The following is a 26,853-nucleotide window of genomic DNA, read 5'->3' as shown; positions in this document are numbered from 1 at the left end:
ATACGTCAATATACTTACACACAGAAAATCATTTAGGATTGCTCTCGATATAGAAAATCATTTAGGATTGCTATAGTGGAAATAGGGAACTTTTAAATAAGTTCAATTTCTCCTCTCCCCCGATCGGGCGAGTTAACAGGAGGAGCCAAAAATCCCTGAAAAAGGATTTATTGTAAAACAGAGCAAAAGTAAAAATCAACTACCCGGTGGGGGTGACAACTTCTTTACTTAGCTGTAGAAACTTTATTCAAACAATAGTAGTTACTTAAGCACCAAGCTTGGTAACGAAAGAGAGCGCGACTCATCGACATCCAGCCATAAACTCACATACAAAACTAGCCCAAAAGGGCAAACCAATTTTTATGATTGCGCTATGAGATAAAACCTGAAAGCCTGGGTGATATAAACAGGTTTCTGAGTTTTATCGACACCACAATAAATCTGCATTACATCCGCGTTCATCTGCGGTTAATAACCAAAAACTTGGATTTTTGCAAGAAATTCACTGTACTTGTTTGCCCATACTAATTAAGAGGAACAGTCCGAAATTACGGATTGCAAGTTTTCTATGAATATCCTGACAACACGCTCCTACAAGGGCGAAACTGACTGGTGCGCGATCGCAAATTTGATCGACGCTTGCGAAGCAGTCGATCGCCTCGGCGAAGAAGTCTCAGCAACTGAACTCAAGCTCGTACTTGATGCACCCAAACTCGACAAAGCCCGCGACGTGCAGTTGTGGGAAGATGGTAATTACAAACTAATCGGTTTGTCACTCCTAGATATGCCAGATTCGCCAGAAGAGATAGACGCTTGTCTGTGGTTTTATGTGCATCCAAATCAACGTAGCGAAGGTTTAGAAAAAGACATAATTAAGTGGGGAGAAAAGCGGCTGCGCGAAGTAGGAAAAGAACGGAATTTGCCCGCGAAATTGCGTACCTACAGCCGGGAGGATAAAACAGATGAAATCATGCTGTTAAAAAAACAGGGCTTTGAGGTCGATCGCTATTTTCTCACAATGGCCCGATCGCTCGCTGAACCCATACCAACACCCGAATTTCCGGCAGATTTTGCGCTGACACACGTATCCGGAGAACAAGACATCCAACCCTGGGTAGATATGTTCAACCAGTCATTTATCGATCACTGGAATCACCACGATTTAACTGCGGAAACCGTGCGCTACTGGATGCAAGATCCGAATTATCAGCCGGAATTAGATTTGATTGCTGTTTCGGGCGATCGCAAATTTGCAGCTTTTTGCGACTGTCAAATCAAACCCCAAAAAAACGCCCGCAGCGGCACAAAAGACGGTTGGATTGAATTGTTGGGTACGCGGCGCGACTTTCGGAAAATGGGTTTAGGAAAAGCGATGCTGCTGGCGGGTTTGCACTCCTTAAAAGCGGCGGGTGCAAATACTGCGAAACTCAGCGTCGATGCTGACAGTTTGACGGGGGCGACAAAGCTTTACAAATCAGTCGGTTTCCGCCCGATGGAAACTTGGATCGAGTGGGCTAAGACTGTGTAATATCAAATCTGGTTAGATATTACATCTTGCACCATTAGCAATAAGTTTTTCAAGAATAGGCAAGATGGCTGTTCCACAAAACATTAAGTTTATTGTGGAACAGCCAAGATGGCTGTTCACAAGAAGCTAGACCGTTGCACTGTGTCATTGTTCGCTTTGTTTAGTCACTTCGACATAAATATGTTCTAATCGCACCGGATACCGAGCGATTGAATCAATAGAAATGCCGTCGAACAGCAAAATAATCTCTTTTAATTCTAAACGTTCCGGCAGCCAAAAAGCTAAATCGCTACCGTAGCGGCGGGGAATGAAACTGTATTGTTTAGCGCGGGCGATGACTTCAGCTTCTGCGTCGGTTTTTACCACGATAATTTCCTGAGCCGGAATCAGTTTTTGCAACTCTTCTAAACTACCTTCAGCTACAATACTGCCATTCTTTAAAATCCCAATTCTGTGACACAGCCGCTCAGCTTCATCCAACAAGTGAGTTGTCAGTAAAATTGTAATTCCTTCCGATTGTAAGCGCTGAATTAACTCCCAAATTTCGTAGCGAGCCTCAATATCTAAACCCGTTGTCGGTTCATCTAAAATTACTAATTTAGGCTGGTGTACCAAAGCCACCGCAATATTCAAACGGCGCTGCATTCCTCCGCTCAAAGTTTCCACAGGGCTTGTAGCTCTATCTGTCAAATTAACTGCTTTCAAACAGTGTCTTACTTGATAGCGCCGCTGTTTGCGCTCTAAGCCGTAAATTTGAGCAAAAAAATTGAGGTTTTCTTCGCAGCTAAGGCTTTTGTAAAGCAAATTTTCTTGAGGCGCTACACCGATTAAGGATTTTGTAGAGTCGGAAACAGGTTCGCCATTAATATAAACTTGACCGCTGTCGGCATTTAACAAATTACATAAAATATTGATAGTTGTAGTTTTGCCCGCCCCGTTTGACCCGAGCAAACCGTAAATTTCTCCAGCTTGAATGTGCAGTGTTAAATCTTTAAGCACTGAACGCTCGCCATAGGACTTATTTAGCTTTTCTATTTGCAGCACTTCTTTAATTATCCGTATTATTTTATATATTTACGGTTGTTTTTGAACGATTAAACCGCAGAGAGCGCAGAGGGCGCAGAGTCAGAGAAGTGAGAGATGAATAATTACGACATAATGAGATACTTTTAAAGTCTTCTTTCTACTCTCAGCATCCTGCGGTAAGAAAGCCATCCACCTGCAATCATGGTAATAGAAAATATGAATAAATACCAAAAGTGTTCGGAAATAGCAGCCAAATCTTTGCCGTCAGCCCACACGCCCATCAGCGCTTCGTTCATGTGATAAATTGGATTATACTGGGCGAGATCCAGCAGACTTTGGGGAAAGAGCGAAGTAGGCAAAAATGCGCCTCCTAAAATCAATAAGGGGACGCCGAAAGCTGCTACTAGGGAGTTGACATCCTCAGTGCGCCTCGCAAACTGGGTGCCGAGAATAAAGCCTACACCTACATAAGATACAATACTGAGCAGAATAATCGCACATCCTAGCAGAATAGAGCCTTGAAATTGCGCTCCTAAACAAGAGGCGATCGTGTATACTAAAATTACCTGACCAATGCCGATGCAACTGTGGGCGAGGAAAATTCCTAAAAAGTAGGAAGTGCCGCTCAGCGGGGAAATAAACAAGCGTTTGAGGGTATGCTGTTCTCGCTCTGCTACTACTGTTGCTACGCTACCACCGAGACAGCTAAAAAATAAAGCCGCTCCTACTAAGCTTGCAGGTGCAGCAGTTTCAAAGGCTTTTGCTGTGGTGAGATTAGCGCGTTCTTTTAAAATTAAAGCGTTAATTAGCAAGATAGAAACTGGAAAAATACTCCACAAGACTAAGCTGCGTCGCCGCCTCCCCAATTCAATTAAAATCCGCTGTGCTACTGCGAGCGTTTCGTACCAGTATTTCATAGCAAATATATTAGTATGGTTAGAATTGGGAATGGGTAATGACGCCACCGGATATCATACCATAGAGGTGCAAATAAGTTTAACTCTCAATAAAAAACCCGCCGGCGCGGGTTTTGTGATTTTAGGGGGATAGGTTTTAACACCAGTAAAAAAAACCATGGAACTGTAACAAATTCCAAATCCATATCTAATCAGTTATTCCCTATCGAAAATCGAAAATCGTATAACTTGTCGCCCTCTGTCGCTGCTCTCAATTAATACTAAAGTTCTTACCTCTGTAGCATCCTTGAAAGGAAGTTAAACGGGTGCCGTTTTTCTGTTCCAATTTAGTCACGAGGGAAGAAGTATTGCTACTTTCAGGGGTAGCACCCCACTTGTAGATAAAGTCGCCGAGATTGTCTCCGGTTTCTTCGTAGCTGTGCTCTTCTACTGGAATTCCCGAAACTCCTGAAACAGTTTGGTTGTGGTATCCGTTAACGATGATTTTTTCGATAACTGCGCCCGGTTCTGCGGTAATGTTCCACTGCACGGGTTCGTAGGCTGAAAGCGCGAGAATTATTGGCTTGTTTCGGCGTTCTACTTTGACTTCGATCGCTCTTTTAGATAAATCTGGGTTCTTGTGATCCGCATTAGCTTCGTAAACGCCTATTAAATGAAGTTCTTTGTTTCCGCTTGAGGAACCGATATAAGCTGAAAAATCGTCGGAACCGCCCAGCCCGCAGTTGGCGCCAGAACTAATTGGGGAAATAAAAGCTGTTTTTTCGGCTAGTTTCTGCTGCACAGTTGGCACTACCCACAATCCGGTTCCGATGCCTAAAGCACCTATCAAAGCAGCCGCGATACCGAAAGGAAGGGCATTTGTGAGGTTGCGAACAACTGGTTTGGCTGTTAGTTGAGATAGGGTTTGCTGCCAAGTTTCACCCGTTTGTCGATCGGCATTACCGCCATCGAGACAAGCCAACAAAGCTAAACTTTCCGGCTGTTCGAGCAGACTTTGAACTGCTTTCCCTTCGCCGACGTAGAGATTTCTAGTTTCGATGTCTAAAAGCAGCCAGTAGCGATCGCCCTCGCCAAGGTTGTACTCTTGTACCGCAGGATCGACTAAATCGTGCTGCAAAAACACCAGCCAAGCCATATTATTGCCAGTGCCGACTGTTTTGCCGTCGCTGGAAATAAGTTGGTCGATGTCGGGTTCCCAGCGCCAAGCTACCCAGCGACTATCTCCTCGATAGCCGAGGGATTTTTCAAGTTGCGGATGAGCGGTTATTTCTAAGCGTTGAACTAAGTTTGACACTAGATGTCCTCCTCAAGTGCGATCGGGTCTAGAGCAATTTTGTTCCAATGTATTAAAACAAATATTTTGCTCATGAAGAGCCTCCGAATAATCGGGTTAATTTTGTCTGGCTAATATTATCAGCCGGTACTTTCCAAACCACACTGGCTTAACAAAAATATGCCTGTTTAATGGCTTAGCTTGAGAACTTGGAGCTGGCGAGCACCCGCCTGGTAATAACTTTAACCTGTGCCGATCGCTAATCCTGTTACGGATTAAAGCTGGCTATTTCTCACTGCTTCTACCTGGTTGTCCAGTTTTGAAAGAGTGCTTGGCTAATAGCGTCTACAAGTTCTTAGCTTAACTTTTATTTGGCTACTCTGCTACCAAATATGCCGATCGCACCTGACATCAATATTACGCAGGCAAATAAATATTCCGGCTTTCTCGCGGGTGAAATATCCCTGAAAAAGAGACGGTTTCCGAGAAACCCGGTTTCTGTGATGAAAGTTCAGACACTTCGCCGATTACTGGCGGGGGCCATCAATCGCATCTCTAGTCGGTGCAAGACCTCCGGGGCTAAAGGAACTCGGCGGCACTCTCGGAAGATTGAGAGTGGGATTGGGAACTAAATCGCCGTTGCCGCCGCCAGCAGTTCCACCCGTGGGAGACGCACTGTTATTGGGACTGGTACTCGGTGAACTTCCCGGATTGAGATTATTCTGATTGGTATTCGGCGAAGTTCCCAGATTGGGATTATTGGGAGTGATATAGGGCGAACTTCCCGGATTGAGATTATTGGGATTGGTACTCGGTGAAGTTCCCGGATTGGCATTGGGAGTACCTGCGGGCGAAGTTCCCGGACTGGCGTTGGGAGTACCTGCGGGCGAAGTTCCCGGATTGGCATTGGGAGTACCTGCGGGCGAAGTTCCCGGATTGGCATTGTTGGGAGTACCTGCGGGCGAAGTTCCCGGATTGGCATTATTCTGATTGTTGGGATTTGCCGTGCCTGTTGGAGTAGTTATCGGGGTGCCGGTACCATCTCTGGTGATGGCGTTGGGGTTCGGGGGAGGAGGCGGAGGAGTGCCTGCATTGGGGTTATTTGCAGGAGCATTGGCGGGGTTGCCCGCAACCGGAGCAGTGTTTTGGGGAGCAGCATTGCTGCCGCACAAGCTGACTAAATCAAAAGTTGTGCCGCCTCGGGTTTCGATGAAGCAAACCGGCACATTTACATCGGGGTTTGAGGCTCTGGGAAAATCGGCTGTTCCCGGCATGGGACGGCTAAAGGCAGCTTCAGCCATCAGTGGGGTCAAGGCCGCCGATAGAGCGGCGATTGTTCGCAATAATCTCATCAGCGTTTCCTCAAATGTATAACTTTATTTTCTCCAGTATTGCCCATAAATCGCTAAGTGTCGTCACTCTAAAAGCCGATCGATCTTTTTGACAACTGCTTCCACAGGGCCACCGCTGGCTGAAACATCTCGCGCCGACAGAAAGGACAGGTAGAAAAAGCCGAAAGTGCAACAGTCGCGCATCCGTTGCCCTTCTTCATTGATATTTTTAGTACCGAATTCGCGGGTCAACGTAAGCGTTCAAAATATCAATCACAATGCTGGCAATTACGACAATTGCCGCAAAAAACACCACAATACCTTGAACAGTTGGATAATCCCGCAAGCTAATCGCTTCGTAAAGGCGATTTGCCAACCCCGGCCAAGAAAAAGTAACCTCTGTTAAAATAGCACCGCCCAACAGTGCAGCAAAAGTCAATCCTAAGACAGTAATCACCGGAATTAGTGCATTTTTCAGAGCGTGAGCCCATAAAATCTGCAATTCAGGAATGCCTCTAGCTCTAGCTGCTTCGACATAATCTGCTTGCAAAGTTTGCTTGAGATTCACTCTGACAATGCGCTCGAAAATGCCGCTCAAAAGAATGCCCAAGGTCAAACTCGGAAGTGCCAAATAATGCAAAGATGTGAGAAACTGACCAGGGTTAGCGCTCAGGAGACTGTCAATCGTGTAGAGTCCTGTGTAGCCTTCGGGGGCGGGGAATGTCACGGGAAAGCGAGTTCCCAAGGGAAACCATCCCAACTGCACCGCGAAAATCAACTGCAAAACCATACCGGCCCAAAAAGCGGGCAGCGAGTAAGTGATAATGCCAAACAAACGGCCGACAGCATCGAAAATAGTGTTGGGGCGGGATGCTGCCAGGGAACCGATACTGATGCCGACAATTAAAGCTATGGCCATGCTACAAACTGCTAATTCCACTGTCGCGGGGAAATAATCTCCGATAATTTGCCACACGGTTTGTCCGCGAGTGGTGATGGAGGTTCCCAAGTCGAAGCTCAACAAGTCTTTCATGTAGTTGAGATATTGCTGCCACAGGGGTGCGTCGAGGCCGAGTTGAGTTCGCATTGCTTCTTTGGCGCCTGCGGGAGCTCGCGAGCCGAGAATGGCATCTATGGGGTCGCCCGGAGTGGCCCGCAACAATAAAAATACTGCTGTGGTGATTGTCCACAACATTAGCGGTGCCAGGAGCAAGCGGACAAAAATATAAGATTGCAGGGCTTTGGAACGAGACATAATATTTGGGAATTGCCAATTGCGAAGTCATTAGTCATTAGTCATTAGCCAGATGTTGAAGACATCAGGCAGATGGAAGGTAGAAGCTGGAAGAAACAGATATTTTATATCTGCGACTTCCGTGCCGCCAATCAGGGGAATTGGGAATTGTGAATAGACAGTTGAGTTGATTTTTGCGAAAAAGTCGATCGACTTTTTCGCAATTGGCGATTTTCCTATTCGCCTAGCAGCGATTCAAAGGCGGCTTGCAAAGACTTGATATCGCCTACTCTGGCTACTAACAAGTTTTCGCTGCCGGCATCCTCCAGCCTGTGCCTCCAATACTGGACGCTATCGGAGTTGTTCATCCAGAAACTAATCACGGTGTCTACAACTCGATCGACATCCCAGCCCCGGTAAGGAGAAACTGTCTCCACGGATGCCACAAACGCATCAAGAGTACACTTCCAGTTTCCCAAGTATTCTACACCCGACGGCTGCTGTTGTTTCAGCAATTCCTGCTGCTGGTTAAAAAATGTTAAAGTTGGAGATACGCCCAGGATTTCAAATGTATAGTTCATGTCATCCTCCAGAAGTATTATTTTGCCAAAATGTCGTAGCGAAGCGGGGCGTAAGCCATCGTCCAAAAAAGCCAAAAACGCTTTACTTTGCTGGCGTTGATGAAATGCAGATGCTTCAATTATCCTCTTTGTTCGATCGGGATTTTGGCGGCTTATCTTATTAATAGCAAATTTTTTAACACTCGATTGTCACAGAATTTACATTTGTCCTGGCATTGTAGAAAAAATGTAAATCAAATTTTTATTAAGCAGGGGTAAGGTGGGGCATCTGCACCCGGAGGAACTGATACACTTTTAGATTTGAGATTTTAAATTTTAGATTAAAGAATTGAATAATTGGGAATGACTGATGACAACCAAAGTTGGATCGCGGGTCTACAATTGCATTTGTTCTAACCTGGTGTGACTTTTTGGCCGCGAGTCCCCAGAGATATCGCCACATTCACGCAAGTAGTGGCATCATTAATATTACAAGTTTTTACAGTAGCGGTGGAAATCTCAGCCAAGTTTTGAGCAGGCGGCCACCCCACTTCACTATTGCTGCACAACTTTGTAAATTATATCTAGGGCATCTCTTAAACTACAAACGATACGCAAACCCGGTAGGTGTCAGAATATTGATGTTATTTAAAAATTTAAGCAGTTGTCTGATGAAAAGCTCCCCCAAGATGTCACTAAGCCTAGTCTTGTTGATACCCCTGGTGGTGCAAATCTCCGTAGCAGTCGGCGTGACTGGATGGCTTTCGTTTCGCAATGGCCAGAAAGCCGTCAATGACCTTGCTACGAGGTTAAGCTTGGAAGTCGCAGCGAGGACTAAAGAAAATTTCCGCAGTTTTGGGGATGTGTCTCATTTATTCCTGCAAATGAATACTGCTGCGATCGCCTCTGGAAACTTAGACCCGGAAGACTTGCCCAACTTAGAGCGCTATTTGTGGAACCAGACCAAGCTGAGCGATCGAAATACAACCATCTACTACGGCGACGAACAGGGCAAATTCCTCTTGCTCAAGCGAGAAGCAGAACACTTAGTATACATCAGAGACGAATCAACCGCTCCCAACCGCCAAATTTATCGCCTAGATAGCCAAGGAAATCGCACTGAGCTAATCAAAACCGTCCCCTATGACCCCCGTACTAGACCGTGGTACCAAGCTGCAAAACAGTCAGGAAAAGCCACTTGGTCTCCCATCTACGTCTTCGCAGCACCGCCAGTGCTGGGCATTACGCCGGTGATGCCTATTTACAATGAAACAGGAAACCTGCGGGGGGTATTGGCAATTGACCTGACTCTTTCTCAAATCAGCGATTTTCTCAAAAGCATCAAAATTAGCCCGTCAGGACAAGTTTTTGCGATCGAACGCAGCGGGGAAATAGTCGCCAGTTCCACAGACGAATTGCCCTTTGTCACCGACAAAGGCGAACAAAAACGGATGTTGGCGACACAGAGCAAAAATTTGCTAATTCGATCGGCCTCCACATACTTGCAAAAACGATTTGATAGTTTTGAAAAAATTGACAGCAAAGGACAGTTTACCTTCGAGATAGACGGCAAACGTCAATTCATTACTGTTGCTCCCCTGCAAGACGGCCGTGGCCTCGATTGGCTGATTGTAGTGGCAATTCCAGAAGCAGACTTTATGGAGCAAATTAACGCCAACACTCGCACAACTATCTTATTGTGCTTTTTTGCCTTCGTACTGGCGATCGCACTCGGAATTTTCACCTCTCGCTGGGTTGTCAAACCGATTACCCGATTGCTGGAAGCTTCCAAAGCTTTAAAAAAAATGTCCGAATCATCCGACTTCACCTCCACAGAATTAAACGGCGAAGTCGAAGTTCAAGGCGTCAAAGAACTCGGCCTTCTAGCTCAGTCTTTCAACCAAATGGCCCGACAATTGCGATCGTCTTTTATTGCCCTAGAACAAACTAACTCTAGTTTAGAACAGCGAGTAGCAGAGCGGACTGCCGAACTCGAAGCTGCCGAAGCAGAATTGCGGGCTTTGTTCGCAGCTATGAACGAATTAATTATAGTTGTGGGCGCCAGCGGCCGCTATTTAAAAATTGCGCCCACAAATCTTTCTCTGCTCTACAAACCAGCCGAAGAATTAGTTGGCAAAACAGTCACAGAGGTGTTTCCGCCAGCTACAGCCGACAATTTTCTCAACCACATCCGAGCAGCTTTAGATACTCAGCAAACTGTCAGCATCGAGTACGATTTAACCATTGACGACCGCGAAGTTTGTTTTGCCGCCAGCATTTCACCGCTTTCAGAAGAATCCGTCATTGTGGTAGCCCGGGACATTACCGAACAGAAGCGAGCCGAATCGGCGCGACGGCAAAGGCAAAAACAATTGCTCAAACAAAATACGGTTTTGGTAGAATTGGCAAGAAATAAAGCACTTTATCGCGGTGATTTAAAAGTAGCTTTGAGGCAAATCACCGAAGCGGCGGCTCATACCCTACAGACAGAAAAAGCTGGCGCGTGGCTGTATGATGAGAGCCGATCGAAACTGCGATGTCTCGACCAATTTCACCGCAGCAGCGAACAGCATGAAGCAGGCGCCGAACTCGCAGCAGCAGACTATCCAGCTTATTTTCAAGCTTTGGAAGAACACCGGACGATCGCAGCCGAGGACGCTCTCTCAGATATTAGAACTAGAGAATTTGCCGAATCTTACTTTTCACAAGCTGGCACTACTTCTACCTTAGACGCGCCAGTGCGCCTCGGCGGACAAACAGTCGGAGTCATCTGTATCGAACAAGTGGGAACTACTCGCAACTGGACATTAGAAGAACAAAATTTTGCCGCTTCCCTGGCAGATTTGGTATCATTGGCGATCGAAGCGAGTGAGCGCGATCGTACACAAATCGCTCTGCGTCAAGCAGAACAAAAATATCGCAGCATATTTGAAAATGCCGTCGAAGGAATTTTTCAAAGAACCCCCGAAGGTCGTTTCTTGAGCGTAAATCCAGCTTTAGCCCGCATCTACGGCTACGCCACTCCTGAAGAATTGACATCAAATCTCACAAACATCAGACAGCAAGCTTACGTCAATCCTCAGGAGGGCGACAAGTTTATGCGGGTGATGCAAGAATTCGGAGAAGTTTCGGGGTTTGAGTCACAAGTTTACCGTGTTGATGGCAGCGTAATTTGGATTTCCGAAAGCGCGCGTGCAGTGTGCGACGCCAACGGCGAGATACTCTACTATGAAGGCAGCGTCGAGGATATTAGCGATCGCAAAGTCTTTGAATCCGCCTTGCAACTCGCCCTAGAAGCAGCCGAAGCCGCTTCCACCGCAAAAAGCGCATTTTTAGCAAACATGAGTCACGAACTGCGGACACCTCTGAATGCGATCATCGGCTACAGCGAAATGCTCCAAGAAGAAACGGCAGAATTGGGTTACGATGAACTCACCCCAGATTTAGACAAAATTCGCACTTCCGGCAGACACTTGCTATCGCTAATTAACGACATTCTCGACATTTCTAAAATCGAAGCCGGCCGCATGGATCTTTACTTAGAAACCTTCGACATCGCCGCCTTGATTGAAGAAGTAGCATCTACTGCCGCGCCGCTAATTGAGAAGAACGGCAACACTCTAAACTTGGATCAAATTAGCAATATCGGCACCATGCACGGTGACATTACGAAAGTGCAGCAGATTTTATTAAATTTGCTGAGCAATGCCGCAAAATTCACTCAAAACGGTACAATTACCCTCACAGCCAGCCGAGAAAAAATTGCGGGCGACAGCAGCGAAGCAAAACAAGAAAACACTTCTGAACCTGCGGCAATTTCTCAATCTTCAATTGCTAGTAAAGAATTTTTAGTTGTTAATTGTACAGATACAGGAATTGGGATGACTCCCGAGCAGTTGCAGCAAATTTTCCAACCCTTTACCCAAGCAGACGCTTCCACCACCCGCAAGTACGGCGGCACCGGTTTGGGACTAGCAATTAGCCAGCGTTTTTGCCTAATGATGGGTGGCAATATTTCCGTAAAAAGTCAGGAGGGTGTTGGTTCTACTTTCACCATTTGCTTGCCGGTTAATCTGCAAAATTACGGGGCGTAACGGTTACACCTGCTCTGCCTGCAAACTAGAAATTACTAACTCCCAATTATATCAAATCCGTTAGCATCGGAATAGTAAATTCGAGTTCACTGTTCACTGTCAACAGTCAACCGTCAACAGTCAACATCATTCCGGTGTAACCGGAAATGAGATTACCTTTGAATGCTTCTCGGATCGAGAGCATCCCGCAATCCATCCCCCAATAAATTAAACGCCAAAACGGTCAAAATAATCAGTATCGCCGGAGGCCAAACCAACCAAGGCTGCAACACTAAAATCGAAGCATTAGTAGACAGGGATAGTAAATTTCCCCAAGAAGGATCTGGCTGTTGAATTCCCAAGCCAATTAAACTCAAAACCGACTCCGCCACAATAAAACCCGGAACAGACAAAGTAGCAGAAATAATTACATAAGTAGCAGTTTGTGGCAAAACGTGGCGGACAATAATATAAATTGGATTGGCGCCCATTGCCCGCGCCGCTTGCACGAATTCTAGCTGTTTAATTGACAGTACCTGACCGCGAATCACCCGCGCTAAACTCGCCCAACTGATAAATGAAGTAATCAGCACAATCAATATAAAGCGCTGAGCGCTTGTCAATCCCGGTGGCAATACTGCTGCTAGCGCTACTAATAAATAAAGACCGGGAATTGTCATCAATACTTCGGCGAAACGCATTAAAATACTATCAATCCAACTGCCGAAATAACCAGATATGCCTCCGATTAACAATCCCAAGGGAAAAGAAATGGCTATTCCTACTAAACCGATGCTGAGGCTAATTCTACTGCCGTGTACTAAGCGGCTGAATTGATCGCGAGCTTGTTCATCCGTGCCTAAAAGATTAATTTGACCTTCTCCTGTAGTGCCAAACAGGTGCCTGTCAAAAGGCAAAAATCCTAAAAATTTATAGGGGGAACCTTTGACAAACAAACCGAGAACAGAGGGTTTTTGCCAGTCTACAATTACCTCGCGAGCGCCGGTATTCGCATCCACTGGGCCCTGAGTAGTCGGATAAACGTGCGGGCCGATAAAGCGCCCATCTTGGCTGCTTAAATAAATCTGAGTTGGTGGCAGCAATGAACCGTTTAATTGAGAGTCGTAGGGGTCGTAAGGTGCCACAAATTCGGCTAAAAGCGCGACTGTATAAAAAATTAACAGTAGCACGGCTCCCAACCGAGCTAGAGGATTGTTTCTAAGATTTTGCCACCAGTTCATAAGTTTTTAGGTTTGAGATTTTAAGTGGGTTAGTAATAAAGACTAAAGTTCTTTGTAGAGACTTTAGTCTGTTCTTAAGGGACTCAGCAGCCAAAAGTTAATTCCTGACTTATAACAGTTTTCATAACTGAACTACTTACTACAAAAATTAGACTACTTTTGTTCATCTCCCACCAAGATTATTCTAGTTTCATCTTCTGGTATTTTTCCCAATTCCTCGCCGCTAAAAGGATTGTAGAAAAACGAGCCTGTTTGGGGCGGCAATTTGGGATTGAGTACAATTTCTACTATACTTTTTACAACCCCAGTGAGCGGAATTGCCAGGATAACTCCCAACAATCCTCCCACTCTACCTCCTAAAAGCAAAGCTGTGAAAATAATTACCGGACTCAATCCGGTGAGATTGCCCATGATTCGGGGAGCTACTAAATTATCCTTGATTTGCTGGAGACCGATCGCCACTACCAACACTTGCAGCGCCAGCCACCAATCAATAAACGCTACAATTATACTAACAGTCCCAATTCCCAAAGTGGCCCCAATAAACGGAATTATTTCCGTCAATCCTATAAACACGGCAAACAACAGAAAAAACGGAACTTGCAGCCACGAAAAAGCCAAACTCAGCGAGATGGCCATAAATAGTCCCAGCAATAACTGTCCCGATACAAATCGCTGGAGGTTTCGCTCCAAAGTCTCTGTTAAAACATAGCGAATTTCTGGGGAAAAAATGCTGGTCAAACCCTGCCACACTCTTTGCCCGTCTAGCAGCATATAAAAGGAAATCACCACAATAAAAATTAAGTCCACAAACCAGTTAACAGTACCGACAACTAAGCCTAAACCCGTACCGGCGATCGCCTGGACTTGTCCTTGGACTCTAGCTGACAGTTGCTGCTCCAATATTTGCACGTCAAACGGTAAATTGCGCTCGGCACTCCAGGCTTGAAATTCACCTAGCTGCAGCCGCCCCGACTCCAGCAATTCCGGCAACCTCACCCCCAACTGGCTCGCTTGGGTGAACACCGGCGGCACAATAGTTACACCGATTACTACTACTATCACGCCCGCAGTTAAATAAACCAGCGCTGCAGCGACTCCCCGCGGCAAAAATACTTCCAGTCTTTTTACTGCATAATTTAATAAAAATGCAACCAGTCCCGCGGTTACTAAAATGCTGACCAGTTCCCCAACATAACTGACAGCAGTCAGGGTAAACCATCCCGTCACTAGCACTAGCAGCCAAGTAATTAGAAACTGTTGGAGGGGAGAAAAGAGACTATTCATTTTGATTTTTGTCAATTAAACTGGTACAACTTACTGAGCCGATTTGTCGAGTTCTACGACAAACACATTAGAGTATAGATTAGCAATAATCAGTTCAAGATTAGACTGCATTTTCTCAGCATTGATGAGTTGGTGACAGCAAAACCGCTCGGGGACAGACAATGCGCTCGCGATCGCCCCGACGATCGCCCATTGCGCTAATATTCAGTATCCCGTTCTATAAGACCTACCCAAAACTACCTAAGTCTAGACTTAACTGGACATTGGTGGTTTCGGTGCTTACTTCCTGTTTCAAGGCAGTCTCAAGATGACTCTTAAGAGGTTTGTCTGCTCCACAAGCAATCTCGGTAGAACTTACCGTTTTATCCGAACTAATCGGAATATAAATTCCTTCAAACCATCGTTCGATATTTTTAGCCTCGTTCAAATCTCTGTCTTCAGTGTGTCCGCACTCAGGACAATGATAGACGCGGTTTTTAAGTGGCATTTTGTGACGATGCACATGGCAACCGGAGCAGATTTGAGAGCTAGGAAAGAAACGATAAACTAGAATTAACTGGCTAGAAAACTTCTCAGTCTTGTACTCTAGTTGACGCTTGAATTCGTACATTCCACAATCTGCAATAGCGCCTGCCAACTTATGATTTTTCAAGAAAGCTTTGACACTCAAGTCTTCAATCTTCACAACGCTGTGGTTTTTAGCGAGATGATTCGTGAGCTTATGAATCGCGTCCTTGCGAATATTGGCAACGGCTGCATGATGTCTTGCTAGTAATCGAATCGCCGACCACCGATTTTTAGACCCTTTGACCTTGCGACTGACAGAACGCTGTAGACGCTTCATTTTCTTGCTCATTCTTCGGTAAGGTTTGGGATTTGAAAACACCTTGCCATCACTGGTTACAGCCAATTCTTTGATACCGATATCAACACCTATCGTAGGTCGATTTGTAGCCACTACAGGCTTTTCGATTTCATACTTGATGGCAATAAACCAACTATCACCTGTGCGACTAATCACACAGTTATGAACTGAATTTACAGGCAACGCCTCTGTCAATCTCACCCAACCGATTTTAGGAAGCTTGACTCGCTTGCCATCGTTACGAATTCCTGGTTTAGCTTTGGTTCCTTGCTCTAAATAAAAAGAATCGTGTGAACGTCCTTTCTTCTTATAGCGAGGTTGTTTAGACACTTTCTTGAAGCATCTATCCCAGGCTGTACGCAACTCGGCTAAGGCTTGCTGAGGCGATGCCTTGGAAACTTGATAATACCAGGGATTCTCAGGCTTAACCTCAGCAACTAGACGTTTATGTAAGTCAATCGAGCTAGGCACTTTAATCGATTTATCGGTTTCTCTGAGTTCGAGAATCTCCCGAATTACTGCATTACCCCAATTGTAGGCATGACGAGCAACGCCGCAATGCTTACGAAACGCTGTTACCTGTTTGTTATTTAGGACTAATGCCGTTTTGAATGAAATAAGCATCGTTTCGACCTCCGATGTATTTGCTTTGCTATTACTGATTATGGACGATTGAGGAGTTTTGTCTAGATTTGTCTAGAAATTACGATACAGCTCTTAGCCCCAGAGGCAGATCAAATTTAATCTCGATCGAACAAACTTCCATCAAAGTTAATCAAAATTGCCATTGTAGGGTGAAACGGCGCCATACTCACCCAAAAGGAGGAAGCGCTACTCCAGATACCCTCGGCTAAAATGAACTAAATAATATCGTAATCTTTCTTTACAATATAAAAAAAGGAAAGGCCCATACTGGCGAGAGGAACTACCGTGACTAATCAAGTTTTTTCAGAAGCCGAAGAAAAGCAACCCCTTTCCTCCGTGGAGAGCGGGCGCGACAGGAAATCAGCAGTGGATGTAGCTGAAAGTGAAGTCTCAGACAACTCTCGCTGGCAATTCTCCGGTGAGGAAGATGAACGAGAAGTTCCCCTAGAAGCTCCAGAAATGGAGGGGGAACAGGTTTGGGAACCTGAAGCAACTGAAGTTGGGCCCCGCAAAGAAATCAGGTGGCCGGCTTTGTTGGCGGGCGCAGGGGTTGGGGTGGCTGCAACGCTGCTAGCAGTCAACTTGACTGGGGGCAATCAGAGTTCGCGTCCTGCCGCTCCAATTCCACCGGTAAACCAGCAGGCGGCGGCTCCGACGGTGACAGTGGCGCCTGTGGAATCTGCCCAGGTGGGTGAAAGTTTGGAAGCGACAGGCGCCGTGGCAGCCTATGACTTGCTGCCGGTGCTGCCACAGGCTAACGGTTTGCAAATCAAGCAGGTGTTGGTCAATGAAGGGGATGCGGTAGAAAAAGGTCAGACGATGGCGGTTTTGGACGATTCGGTGCTACGATCGCAAATTGCCGAAGCGCTGGCGGGAGTACAATCGGCCAATTCTACGGTAGAACAAGCCCAAGCTCAGGTACAGCAAGCCGAGTCAGCCCAACAAGAAGCCCAAGCCGGCGTTGCTCAAGCCCAAGCTGGCGTTGAAAAAGCCATCGCTGACGCAGCGCAAGCCAAAACAGGCGTCGGGCAGGCAAGAGCAGGTGTGGAACAAGCTAAAGCCGGTGTCACTCAAGCGAAAGCAGGCATTGCCTCCGCTCAGGCTAAATTAGATCAAGCTCAAAGAGAAGTAAATCGCACCCAAGATTTGGCTGCTCAGGGAGTAATTAGCCAGCAAGATTTGGAAAGGCGAAAGACAGAGCGGCAGACTGCTGTTCAAGACTTGAACAAAGCTAAAGCTGACTTGAATACAGCTTTGGAAGAACAGAATAAAGCAGCGGAAGAAGTGCGATCGGCTATTGCTAAAGTAGCTACTGCTGAAGCTAATATCAGTACGGCTAGAGCCGCCCTCGCCAGCGCTCGTGCGAAAGTGAATACGGCCGGAGCGAGTGTCAGCAGTGCGAGAGCAAATGTTGGAAATAACGCAGCAAGTGTCCGCAGCAATGATGCACAAGTCAAACAGTTACAAACTCAACTAGAACAAACAATTGTTCGAGCGCCCGATAGCGGCACTGTGGCTGAAAGAATTGGTCGAGTTGGCGATGTTTCTTCGGGAAGTCAAAAACTCTTTTCGATTATTCGGGGCAACAAGCTGGAACTGCAATTGAAAGTGCCGGAAACTCAGATTTCGCAAGTGCGGCCTGGAACAGCAGTGCAAATTACTTCGGATTCTGACAAGCGGATTAAGTTGTCAGGAACTGTGCGAGAAATTTCGCCGGTAGTTGACCCGCAAAATCGGCAAGCTACGGTGAAGATTGATTTGCCGGCCAGCGAGTTTTTGCGATCGGGAATGTTTTTGCGCGCATCAATTGCGACGGCAACGGCTCAAGGTTTGAAAGTGCCCGCTAAAGCTATTGTGCCGCAAGCTGACGGCAGTTCTATTGTTTACAAACTTGTGGGCCAGGACAAGGTACAGGCTCAACCTGTGGAACTCGGGGAAATTTCCGGAGGCGCTGTGGGGGATTTGACTGCTGCTAAGGTGGAGGTTAAAAAGGGTTTGAAGGCGGGCGATCGGGTGGTTGTTACTGGCGCTGGTTTTCTTAAGGATGGCGCTCAGGTTAATGTTGGTAAATAGTTATATGGATTCCGGTTGCAGCGGAATCATTCTTGACTGTTGACTCGATTTTATTATTGTGATGCAACCGGAATGATTGTTGACTGTTGACTGTAGAAGCAGGGGTGGAAAAACTCAATAGTTGAGTGTTCACTGTTGACTCGATTTTATTATTGTGATGCAACCGGAAACGATATCATACCAATTTAAGGTGAAGTTGCACATATCTCGATCCCCCTAAATCCCCCTTAAGAAGGGGGACTTTGAGAAGAATCTTGTCCCCCCCTTATTAAGGGGGGTTAGGGGGGATCAGATTCTACGGGGCTTCATAAAAAATTGGTATCAGATGAGGAGATAAGATTAGAAATAATATCAATTGCGGTTGCGCCGGAATGATATCAAATCCGCGCTTTATCGTCCCGATCGAGTCGAATCAAGCGGCCAACAAATAATTCGCGCAATTTGCATTTTTTTGACTCACAGCCAACCGTCAACAGTCAACAGTCAACAGTCAACAATCATGGGATCTCTGTTCGTAGCGGCAACCTCACGGTAAACGTTGCCCCTTGTCCCTCACCGGAACTTGTTGCACTAACAGTACCGCCGTGGAGTTCTACTAAATGACGGACGATCGAGAGTCCTAGTCCCAATCCACCGTCTCTGCGAGTGTAGCTACTATCCGCCTGACGGAAGCGATCGAACACATAGGGCAGAAAATTAGGATGAATGCCCTTACCCGTATCGCTAACTTGGATTTGAGCCATGCCATCAATGCAGTCTAATGCGATTTCCATTTTTCCTCCGGCTGGGGTGAATTTAATCGCGTTTGAAAGTAGATTCCACACTACCTGTTGTAAACGGTTTGGATCGCCCAATACCTTTAGTGTTAAAGAAGTTAGCCTGGATTCGATTTGAAGATTTTTGGCTTCTGCTGCCAAACGAACCACCTCCATCGAACTTTCAACCAGTGGATTCAGCTCAATTTCAGAAGCATTGAGCCGAAACTGGCCTGTGGTAATCCGCGAAACGTCTAATATGTCATCGATGAGCTGGTTTTGTGCTTTGGCGGCGCGCTCGATCGTTTTTAGCGCCTCCTCGGTTTTAGCCTGGTCAAATTTTTTCAGGCGCAGCAACTGTGCCCAGCCAATCATCGCATTGAGCGGCGTCCGCAGTTCGTGAGAGAGGACGGACAAAAACTCATCTTTGACGCGGTTGGCCTCCTCAGCAGCGACACGAGCCAATTGTTCTTCAATCCGAAGGCTGCGTTCTTTCTCCAACTGTTTTTGCTCGGTGATATCCTCGATCGCCAACAGAATCATCTGTGTATCGCCGATCGGAGGCATTTTGCGGGCATTGAGCCGCATTACTTTATGCCCGATGTGCTCAAACTCATGCTCGACATCAAAATCGTGAAACTCGGTCTTTCCTCTCAGAATTTCTTCTAGGAGCGATCGCAACTTGGGAATATTCCACTGTCCGTTACCGAGATCGAAGATCGAGTGTTGCTCAGTGTGGATACGCATCACCTGAAACGTCTCGTAGAAAGAACGGTTGGCGGTGATCGCGTGTAGTTGTAGATCCAGCACTAGCAAAGGTTCCCGCACGGTTTCTACGATCGTTTCGGCGTAATTTTTCGCTTCCATCAACTGCTGGGCGGTGACTTTGAGATCGTTGATATCCACCAACATCACCACAGCTCCATCAATCTTGTGGTCGATCGTCCGATACGGTCGAATATGCAGATCGTACCAATGACCCTCTCGATCTTGAACCTCCTCAACTTTCAAATTGAGGGTGCGGATCACTTCTATAATCATTGGCTCTAACTCCGGCACTATCAACTTGTGAGTGATGTCGCTCAAACAGCGCCCCACATCGCTAGAAATCAAGTTAAAGATGGTTTCGATTGCGGGAGTAAACCGGCGGATTCGCAGGTCGCCTCCCACCATCAGAATCGGAATATTGATGGTGCCCAGCAGATTCTGTAAATCGTTACTCACCTGAGTTGATTCAACATTGCGCCGCTGCAATTCGTCATTAATTGTGTTCAGTTCTTCATTGGTTGCCTGAATCTCTTCTTTTGCGGTTTCGAGTTCCTCATTTGTACTTTGCAACTCTTCGTTGTTCGACAAAATCTCCTCGTTGGCGGCTCTCAAATCTTGGTTAGCGGCTTGATGTTCTTGGATGATCGATTGCAGGTGGTCTTTTGTGATTTTGAGTTCTTCTTGCAGCCTCGCAATCTCCAAACTTTCACCCTCTAAAATATCGGATTTGACTTTACCATTGTCTGCAGCAGGTATTACAGGGATCGGCTGCTCCTCTTCAAACAAAACTAAAAAATAGTTTTTTTCTACAGCGGCTGTTGGGAATGGAATCACATTAATTATGACGAGGCGGATGCGATCGTTTTCTTTAATTTTCAAGCCAGTACGTTTGACCGGCAACTGCTGCTGGGAGGCCTGTTCAATTGCAGTGCGGAGTTCGAGGCGCAATCCTTCTTTTGCCATTCTCAGCAAATTCAAGCTAGCCCTACCGGGAGACGGTTCTAGGTAGTCACTCGTCTGTCCTCGAAATTGCAGAATCTCCTTGGCTGTGTTAATTACGACGCCGACAGGCGCATAGTGATTCAAAACAATGCGATCGGCATGTTTCTCGATCTCTATTTCGTTTAAGGTTTCCGTCACCAGCGGTAGAGGGTTGAAGAATGTCGCAGGATAGTTGCTAGCAGTTAAATCCATGCTCAGCCAATGCGACAGCAGTTTTTTAGTATAAATTTTGTTCTTTTTGTCTAATAGCCTAAACAATTCTGAAAAGTCACCAACCGTTTCCGAAGTGCCTAACAGCAAAAAGCCCGCGGGCTGAAGCCCATAGTGGAAAATTGGCAGCAGCTTTTTCTGCAAAGGCGGGCCGAGATAGATCAGCACGTTCCGACAGGTGATCAAATCCATCCGGGAAAACGGCGGATCGCTGATCAGGTTTTGTTTAGCAAAGATGCAGAGTTCGCGCACCGGCTGAGCGATTTGGTATCCGCCCTCGACTTGCACAAAGAACCGATGCAGGCGTTGGGGTGAAATATCCGCGACTTGGCCTGCCGTATAAAAGCCGCGGCGCGCCTGGGCGATCGCATTTTCGCTGATGTCTGTCGCATAAATCTGAATCGGCAGATCGGTAGCTCGATCTGCTAAAAACTCTAACAAGCAGATGGCGATCGAATAAGCTTCTTCACCGGTTGAACAGCCGGCCACCCAAATTCGGATCGGTATTTTCGACGATTTCTCTTTAACGATTTCGGGAAAAACCATGTTCCTTAAAGCCTCAAAGCTTTCGGGGTCCCGGAAAAAGCTCGTGACATGAATGAAGACATCGTGATAAAGCGCCGTTACTTCTGTCGGGGTGTTTTGGAGATATTCGGCATAATCCTCGAACCGTTCCAGCTTGTACAGGAACATCCGTCGCTCCATCCGTCGCTTCAAGGTTGTTTGTTTGTAGTGAGTAAAATCAACTCCTGTAGCGGCGCGCAGCAAACTGTAGATGGTGGCGATCGCATCTATACTTTCGGTCGTATCTTCGCTGGTAGTCGATTCTGTCTGAGGCTGATGGACAATGTAGGGATGACGGCTGATCTCTGCTATTTTCTGGCCTATTTTTTCCGGTGTCAAGATAAAGTCTACCTGACCCGTAGCCACCGCAGTGTTCGGCATACTGCTGACTTGTGCCGAGTCTTCACATTGGGCAAAAGTAATACCGCCTGCGGCCTTAATCGCTTTTAACCCTTGGGCACCATCGCCGTCGCCCCCGGACAAAACGACTCCGATGGCTTGGTTCCCGCGTTCTGCGGCGAGGGAAAGCAGAAAAATATCGACGGACATAAACATCCCGTATGTTTTGCCGCGAGGCGTTAGCTTCAGCACCGCTTCTTGCTCGATGGTCATGCTGACATTCGGGGGGATGACGTAGACCTGATCCGGTGCTACGGGCATCCCATCTGTTGCCTCATGCACGGGCATCTGGGTCGAGCGAGCCAGAATCTCTCCCAACACACTTTCCTGAGTCGGCAACATATGCTGAATTATTACAAATGCCATGCCCGTATCGATCGGCAAATGGCTGAGTAATTTGTTAAAGGCTTCCAATCCCCCGGCAGAGGCTCCTATTCCGACTACACGAAATAAGTCGTTTTGATTGTTCTGCTGCTGTCGATCGGCTTTCATACCAGATTTAGGTAGATATTTCTGGGAATTATTTTTTTTCGTCATTTTTTATACCCTGTTTTTGCTCTTTTTAACGAAGTATTTTATTAAGTTTTTATTTTTATAATATATCCTAGAATTTCCTAAAATCAAGGATTAGCCATCTATCTGCGGATATATTAAGGTGCAGTCTGCTCGTGCGTTTGAGCGATTTTTAAATTATTATTATTATTATTATTGAGAGCTATACGGCCTGCATCAACGGGGACAATGGTGAGGGTTGAAATCCCTCAGCAATTCTACTAATTGTACTGTTGAAATTTGATAAGAAGTAAATTTTCCACATTTTGCGATCGTAGCAATTCTATGAATGTTTGCGATCGAGTGGAGTTCCCTAAATGCCCCAACTCATCAATACACTTCCAACCGGAATCTTTTCCGCCCTTCTCAAGCAATGGGGATCGGGAAAAGCTGCGGGGAAAGAAAACAGTACAATTAAGTAGATAAACCTAAAAAAACATAACATCCTAGACAACCGCAATTAATCTCGTTTTTAGGAAGGTTGTGGCGATAGCAAATTCCCTAACGCCCCATCAATGTAAACTATCTCTGGATCATTTTATCACTGCTTCCTCACTGCTTGCTGGGGCATTTTTACCTTTTGAGTCATTTCCCGAGTATCGTCGATTAGCCGTTGCCAATATTGCTTGAACTCAGCAATTACTTCCTGAACTTCTTCTGGTGTTGAAGTTTGAGGCTGTTAATTTTCAGACACAATCTAATAGCTGAATTTTTTTTAATTTTCCCAAAATCCGGCACTCCTTGCTAATATTTTAAAGGAAAGTCACAAAAATATGTTTGAGTTGGCTGAGGGAAATTAGTCAAATCCAAGCAGCGCTGCAAAGTTCGGATTCTCAAGACAGGCTGCCGGAGGTAACGACCTTGAGAAAGGGCGATTCTGCGGTGGCGCTACCGATGTTGCTGAGGAAAGTGAACGATGCGGAGTTTATGGTGCGATCGTTCATGGCGATGGGATGGCGGCACAGTCAAACTGCGGACTAAATGGCTGCGCGGTTAAAAATGATGCAGTTCGATCGCGCGATCGGACGCGCGATCTGATCGCGCGATCCCAACCCGCTAACTCTTGGTCAATGTTCGGAACCGAGGCGATCGCTCATTTAGTGGCAGCTTTTGGTCGCGATGACAATGGGCTTGTCCCCCACAGTATCATAGCTCGGCTGTGCGATCGTCGGCGATCGCCCAAAATTGATTGTCAAAATGCTATACTCAAAATCAGAAAATAGTTGTACAATGTTTTTCTAGTCGTTTTTTACCGATCGGCCTCCAGAGTAAAAGAAGGTCAAAGCAAGTAAAAAACCCTAAGCGCGGGCGTAATTCAGTGGTAGAATGTCAGCTTCCCATGCTGAACGTCGTGGGTTCGAGTCCCACCGTCCGCTTGGGCGAACAGTCTTTAAAACCCTTGAGAAATCAAGGGTTTTGGCGTTTCTAGGGCTTGTTCTCTGTGGTTGCACGGGATGTTTTTGGAGATAAACATCGGGTTTTGGATAGCTACTTGGAGACAATTTGGAGACAATTTTGACTGTCTCCAGATACAGATCGGGTCGATCGGCTAGCTATGCGAGTACGTCGAGCACCGCCACTATATACCAGTCCTAAATCAGTCGCAAAATTAATCGAGATCGGAATCCTTGTAGTGCAAGCATCTTTCTCGCGTATGGCGCAAGCAAATCATTTAGGATTGCTAAATCCGCCAATTCCGCCCTCGACTTTTTATGCTTGAGCGCAACAGGTTCAACCTTTGATAAACTTTTTCGGCTGGTGGCTTAGGTGTCGGGCCTTTGTCTGGGTCTTTGTCCGCCTTCGAGCTAGCTAAATCTTCCTCAAATGACCCTATAATCAACATATTAACAGCATCAAAGCGGACGTAAATGCTCCAAAATCTTGCCATCCAAATACACAGAATTAATCACTTTCTCCGACGTATCACACCACTTAGCCACAACTGCACTCGGTACGCCTTTACCAACCTGCTCGCTAATAAAAGTATCCCGACAAGAATAAGGGGTGGTGGTTTTGCGGTCTTCTTCAAACTCGCGAGTTTTCTCAGTAATTGGGTCAACCAACTTATGCCACGTTCGTATAGTGAAATTGCTGTAATTAATTGCCCCGCCCTTCTTGGGTGAGGGAAAAACCAGACTGTTTTTGTCCGTCAAGTTTTCCGGCTCAAGCTTTCTTAAAAACTCGCTCAATTCCTGATTACAAGGAAATTTGCGGCGCTTGTTATTTTTACTACCATCAACCCTAGTTTCCATCCCGCCCGGATGCTGTACACTGCCGTTAAACACAATGTGAGAAAAGTCAGTGGCAATATCGCGCCACCTCAAGCCAACACCCTCAGAGGGACGGCATCCAGTCATAAACCAAAATTGCACCAAAGGGTAATAGAAGCAAAGCTTTTGCCCTGAATAACCCCTACCGTTCCAATTTCCCCTGTGGTTCTTGAAGGCTTCTAATACCAACGCCTTTTCTTCCGTGCTAAAAGCGTTGGGTTCGGGGTCACTTTGCCAGTTGTGTTTTGGTAAATCCGCAGCCATTCCCTGAAACGGAGAGACGGTGAACCCGCTGATGATTTTAAATTTAATCCCCCATTCAACCGCTGCATTTACATAAGTCAATATTCGCTTGGTCATGCTGTTAGTAGTGTCGTCAAGCAGCCACGCGCGTATTTGCAACGCATTATCCTCAGACAAAGCTTGGTAGGGACAGCGGTCAACGTAAGCTTGAATGCTCGTCACTAAATAGTGAAAAGTTGTTGGCTTGACAACAGGTTTTTTGAATTCCAAATATCTCTCAAACAACTGAGTAAGAGTCTGTTCAGGCTTTGGTTTGATAGTCTCAATGACAGTCAAGTGAGTTTGCGGTTTGTACTTTTTGAGGGTAGGGTCAAAACGCTCGAACTTGATGTCGGATTCAATCAGTTGGGCTTTAGCTTGTGCCAATTCCCAATTTTCAGGGGTGTCAGGTAGGTTTAGGTACAGGTACTTGCGATCGCCCCCGTAAATCTGCCTGGGCAACTGCAAGCGCAACCTGCCACTGCGAGTCTGGACAACTACCGATCCTTTCTTGGCTCTACTAGACGTATCGGTCATGGTAAAATGCAAAAAGCAACAGGACAAGGCTAGCACTTTGGAGACAATTTGGAGACAATTGGAAGACAATATTCAGCTTTGAGCCTACAATCCTCTGCCAGCAGGCGGTTGCCTGACTGATACTTACTGCTAAAGCTGAACGTCCTGGGTTCGAGTCCCACCGTCCGCTTTAAATTAATTTTCAAAATTCTAATTAGTCTTATCCAGTCGATATATGGCTTCTTTCTTAACCGCTGCTTTATATAAGTTCGTTGAACTACCGGATTTTGCTGATCTGAAAGCACCGCTACTCGATTGTTGCAACAACAACAACGTCAAAGGCACTATCTTGCTGGCCCAAGAAGGCATCAATGGCACGATTGCCGGCTCGTCCGAGGGCGTACACGCAGTGCTGGCATTCTTGCGTAGTGACCCGCGTTTTGCGGATCTCGTGCACAAGGAATCTTTCTCGGAAAAAGCACCTTTTTACCGCCTGAAAATACGCTTGAAGCGCGAAATCGTCACGATGGGAGTACCGGACATTAATCCCCGCCTCATGGCTGGCAAATATGTTAAGCCGGAGGAGTGGAATAAGCTGCTTGACGATCCCGATGTTGTGGTTGTTGATGTGCGTAACGACTTCGAGGTATCTATGGGTACTTTTGAAGGTGCTATTAATCCAAAAACAAAAAGCTTTTCTGAGTTACCTGAATGGGCGCTGCGGGAAACTGCTTTACGCAATAAACCCAAGGTGGCAATGTTTTGCACGGGTGGTATTCGCTGCGAGAAATCAACTGCTTTTTTGCGTACTCAAGGTTTTGAGGAAGTCTATCATCTCGAAGGCGGAATCTTAAAATATTTGGAAACGGTGCCGGAAGCAGAAAGTCGTTGGGAAGGTGAATGTTTTGTCTTTGATGAACGGGTTTCTGTTGGTCAGGGGTTAAAGCCGGGAAACTATGAACTTTGTCGCGGTTGTCGTCACCCCATTAGTCAGGAAGATAAGGCTTCTGAATTATTTGTACTTGGTGTGAGTTGTCCTCATTGTCATGACTCCAAAACTGAAACCAAAAAACAAGCCTTATCTGAACGTCAACGTCAGATTGAGCTTGCTAAGCGTCGCAACCAAGTACATATAGGCGCGCGCTACGATGCGAAGGAAAAAGTAGATGAGGCCTGCGACTAATAGTATTAAAACTAAGCTCAAAGAAACCCGGTTTATATGAAAAATCTTGTTTGGCGACGAGAAATATCGAAATAAACCGGGTTTCTGACCCGAAAAACCCGATCGCGCGATCGACTAATTATATCAATTCCGGCCTTACTGCCGGAATGATATCAAATCCGCGCTTCATCGTCGGGCGTAAAGTCTAATCCTGCGGTCAACAAATAATTCGCGCAATTTTCATTTCTTTGACCAACAGTCAACAGTCAACAGTCAACAGTCAACAGTCAACAGTCAACAGTCAACAGTCAACACTAATT

17 protein-coding genes and 1 tRNA gene are annotated in these 26,853 nt (G+C 46.2%); 7 read left to right on the top strand and 11 right to left on the bottom strand.

The window, feature by feature from the left end:
- The first annotated feature begins 568 nt into the window (after positions 1 to 568).
- Positions 569 to 1,528 carry a GNAT family N-acetyltransferase gene (locus tag QUB33_RS19260; protein WP_333352720.1) on the top strand — a complete coding sequence of 320 codons (960 nt, stop codon included), beginning with the start codon at positions 569 to 571 and terminating at the stop codon, positions 1,526 to 1,528.
- A gap of 144 nt (positions 1,529 to 1,672) precedes the next feature.
- Here QUB33_RS19260 and QUB33_RS19255 read toward each other — a convergent pair whose 3' ends face one another.
- The 6 genes from QUB33_RS19255 to QUB33_RS19230 form a co-directional block, all read right to left on the bottom strand.
- Positions 1,673 to 2,527 carry an ABC transporter ATP-binding protein gene (locus QUB33_RS19255; RefSeq protein ID WP_445299537.1) on the bottom strand — a complete coding sequence of 285 codons (855 nt, stop codon included), beginning with the start codon at positions 2,525 to 2,527 and terminating at the stop codon, positions 1,673 to 1,675.
- 170 nt (positions 2,528 to 2,697) lie between these two features.
- Positions 2,698 to 3,471, bottom strand: coding sequence for an ABC transporter permease (locus tag QUB33_RS19250; RefSeq protein WP_333352712.1), 774 nt, complete (start codon positions 3,469 to 3,471; stop codon positions 2,698 to 2,700).
- Between the two features lie 250 nt (positions 3,472 to 3,721).
- Positions 3,722 to 4,765, bottom strand: coding sequence for a hypothetical protein (locus QUB33_RS19245; protein WP_333352708.1), 1,044 nt, complete (start codon positions 4,763 to 4,765; stop codon positions 3,722 to 3,724).
- Between the two features lie 506 nt (positions 4,766 to 5,271).
- Positions 5,272 to 6,096, bottom strand: coding sequence for a hypothetical protein (locus QUB33_RS19240; RefSeq protein WP_333352705.1), 825 nt, complete (start codon positions 6,094 to 6,096; stop codon positions 5,272 to 5,274).
- 208 nt (positions 6,097 to 6,304) lie between these two features.
- A complete protein-coding gene (locus QUB33_RS19235; RefSeq protein WP_333352701.1) occupies positions 6,305 to 7,330 on the bottom strand; it encodes an ABC transporter permease in 1,026 nt (341 codons plus the stop codon).
- A 215-nt stretch (positions 7,331 to 7,545) separates the two neighbouring features.
- Positions 7,546 to 7,890: a hypothetical protein gene (locus tag QUB33_RS19230; RefSeq protein ID WP_333101056.1), complete on the bottom strand. Its 345-nt coding sequence runs from the start codon at positions 7,888 to 7,890 to the stop codon at positions 7,546 to 7,548.
- Between the two features lie 650 nt (positions 7,891 to 8,540).
- Between QUB33_RS19230 and QUB33_RS19225 the strand changes: the two genes are divergently transcribed.
- Positions 8,541 to 11,963 carry a PAS domain S-box protein gene (locus tag QUB33_RS19225; RefSeq protein WP_333352697.1) on the top strand — a complete coding sequence of 1,141 codons (3,423 nt, stop codon included), beginning with the start codon at positions 8,541 to 8,543 and terminating at the stop codon, positions 11,961 to 11,963.
- 152 nt (positions 11,964 to 12,115) lie between these two features.
- Here the strand turns inward: QUB33_RS19225 and QUB33_RS19220 are convergent, their stop codons facing one another.
- The 3 genes from QUB33_RS19220 to QUB33_RS19210 all read right to left on the bottom strand — a co-directional run bounded on the left by QUB33_RS19220 (position 12,116) and on the right by QUB33_RS19210 (position 15,959).
- A complete protein-coding gene (locus tag QUB33_RS19220; protein WP_333352693.1) occupies positions 12,116 to 13,183 on the bottom strand; it encodes an ABC transporter permease in 1,068 nt (355 codons plus the stop codon).
- Positions 13,184 to 13,336: 153 nt separating this feature from the next.
- The gene (locus QUB33_RS19215; RefSeq protein ID WP_333352690.1) at positions 13,337 to 14,470 is read right to left on the bottom strand and encodes an AI-2E family transporter; all 1,134 of its coding nucleotides are present in this window, start codon (positions 14,468 to 14,470) and stop codon (positions 13,337 to 13,339) included.
- A gap of 226 nt (positions 14,471 to 14,696) precedes the next feature.
- Complete coding sequence (locus QUB33_RS19210; protein WP_333352686.1) at positions 14,697 to 15,959, bottom strand: RNA-guided endonuclease TnpB family protein; 1,263 nt, start codon at positions 15,957 to 15,959, stop codon at positions 14,697 to 14,699.
- A 306-nt stretch (positions 15,960 to 16,265) separates the two neighbouring features.
- Here QUB33_RS19210 and QUB33_RS19205 point away from each other — a divergent pair, with 306 nt between their 5' ends.
- Complete coding sequence (locus tag QUB33_RS19205) at positions 16,266 to 18,053, top strand: efflux RND transporter periplasmic adaptor subunit (protein WP_333352682.1); 1,788 nt, start codon at positions 16,266 to 16,268, stop codon at positions 18,051 to 18,053.
- A gap of 497 nt (positions 18,054 to 18,550) precedes the next feature.
- Here QUB33_RS19205 and QUB33_RS19200 read toward each other — a convergent pair whose 3' ends face one another.
- On the bottom strand, positions 18,551 to 22,288 hold the full coding sequence (locus QUB33_RS19200) for a chemotaxis protein CheB (protein ID WP_333352679.1): 3,738 nt from the start codon (positions 22,286 to 22,288) through the stop codon (positions 18,551 to 18,553).
- Positions 22,289 to 23,080: 792 nt separating this feature from the next.
- On the opposite strand from QUB33_RS19200, the gene QUB33_RS19195 reads away from it, so the two are divergent.
- The 3 genes from QUB33_RS19195 (at position 23,081) to QUB33_RS19185 (ending at position 23,679) form a co-directional block, all read left to right on the top strand.
- Positions 23,081 to 23,284: a hypothetical protein gene (locus QUB33_RS19195; RefSeq protein ID WP_333352676.1), complete on the top strand. Its 204-nt coding sequence runs from the start codon at positions 23,081 to 23,083 to the stop codon at positions 23,282 to 23,284.
- Positions 23,257 to 23,526: a hypothetical protein gene (locus QUB33_RS19190; RefSeq protein ID WP_333352673.1), complete on the top strand. Its 270-nt coding sequence runs from the start codon at positions 23,257 to 23,259 to the stop codon at positions 23,524 to 23,526. Before QUB33_RS19195 ends, QUB33_RS19190 begins: the two co-directional genes overlap by 28 nt.
- Positions 23,527 to 23,607: 81 nt before the next feature.
- Positions 23,608 to 23,679: transfer RNA gene (locus tag QUB33_RS19185), tRNA-Gly, on the top strand.
- A 477-nt stretch (positions 23,680 to 24,156) separates the two neighbouring features.
- Here QUB33_RS19185 and QUB33_RS19180 read toward each other — a convergent pair.
- Positions 24,157 to 25,392 carry an Arm DNA-binding domain-containing protein gene (locus QUB33_RS19180; protein ID WP_333352670.1) on the bottom strand — a complete coding sequence of 412 codons (1,236 nt, stop codon included), beginning with the start codon at positions 25,390 to 25,392 and terminating at the stop codon, positions 24,157 to 24,159.
- A 214-nt stretch (positions 25,393 to 25,606) separates the two neighbouring features.
- Between QUB33_RS19180 and trhO the strand changes: the two genes are divergently transcribed.
- The gene (gene trhO / locus QUB33_RS19175; protein ID WP_333352668.1) at positions 25,607 to 26,554 is read left to right on the top strand and encodes an oxygen-dependent tRNA uridine(34) hydroxylase TrhO; all 948 of its coding nucleotides are present in this window, start codon (positions 25,607 to 25,609) and stop codon (positions 26,552 to 26,554) included.
- Positions 26,555 to 26,853 lie beyond the last annotated feature (299 nt).

It is taken from the genome of Microcoleus sp. B3-A4 (assembly GCF_036705385.1).
In the GTDB taxonomy this organism is placed as follows: Bacteria; Cyanobacteriota; Cyanobacteriia; order Cyanobacteriales; family Microcoleaceae; genus Microcoleus.
Note: the sequence above shows the minus strand (reverse complement) of the source record. Positions and strands in the feature narration are given on the sequence as shown.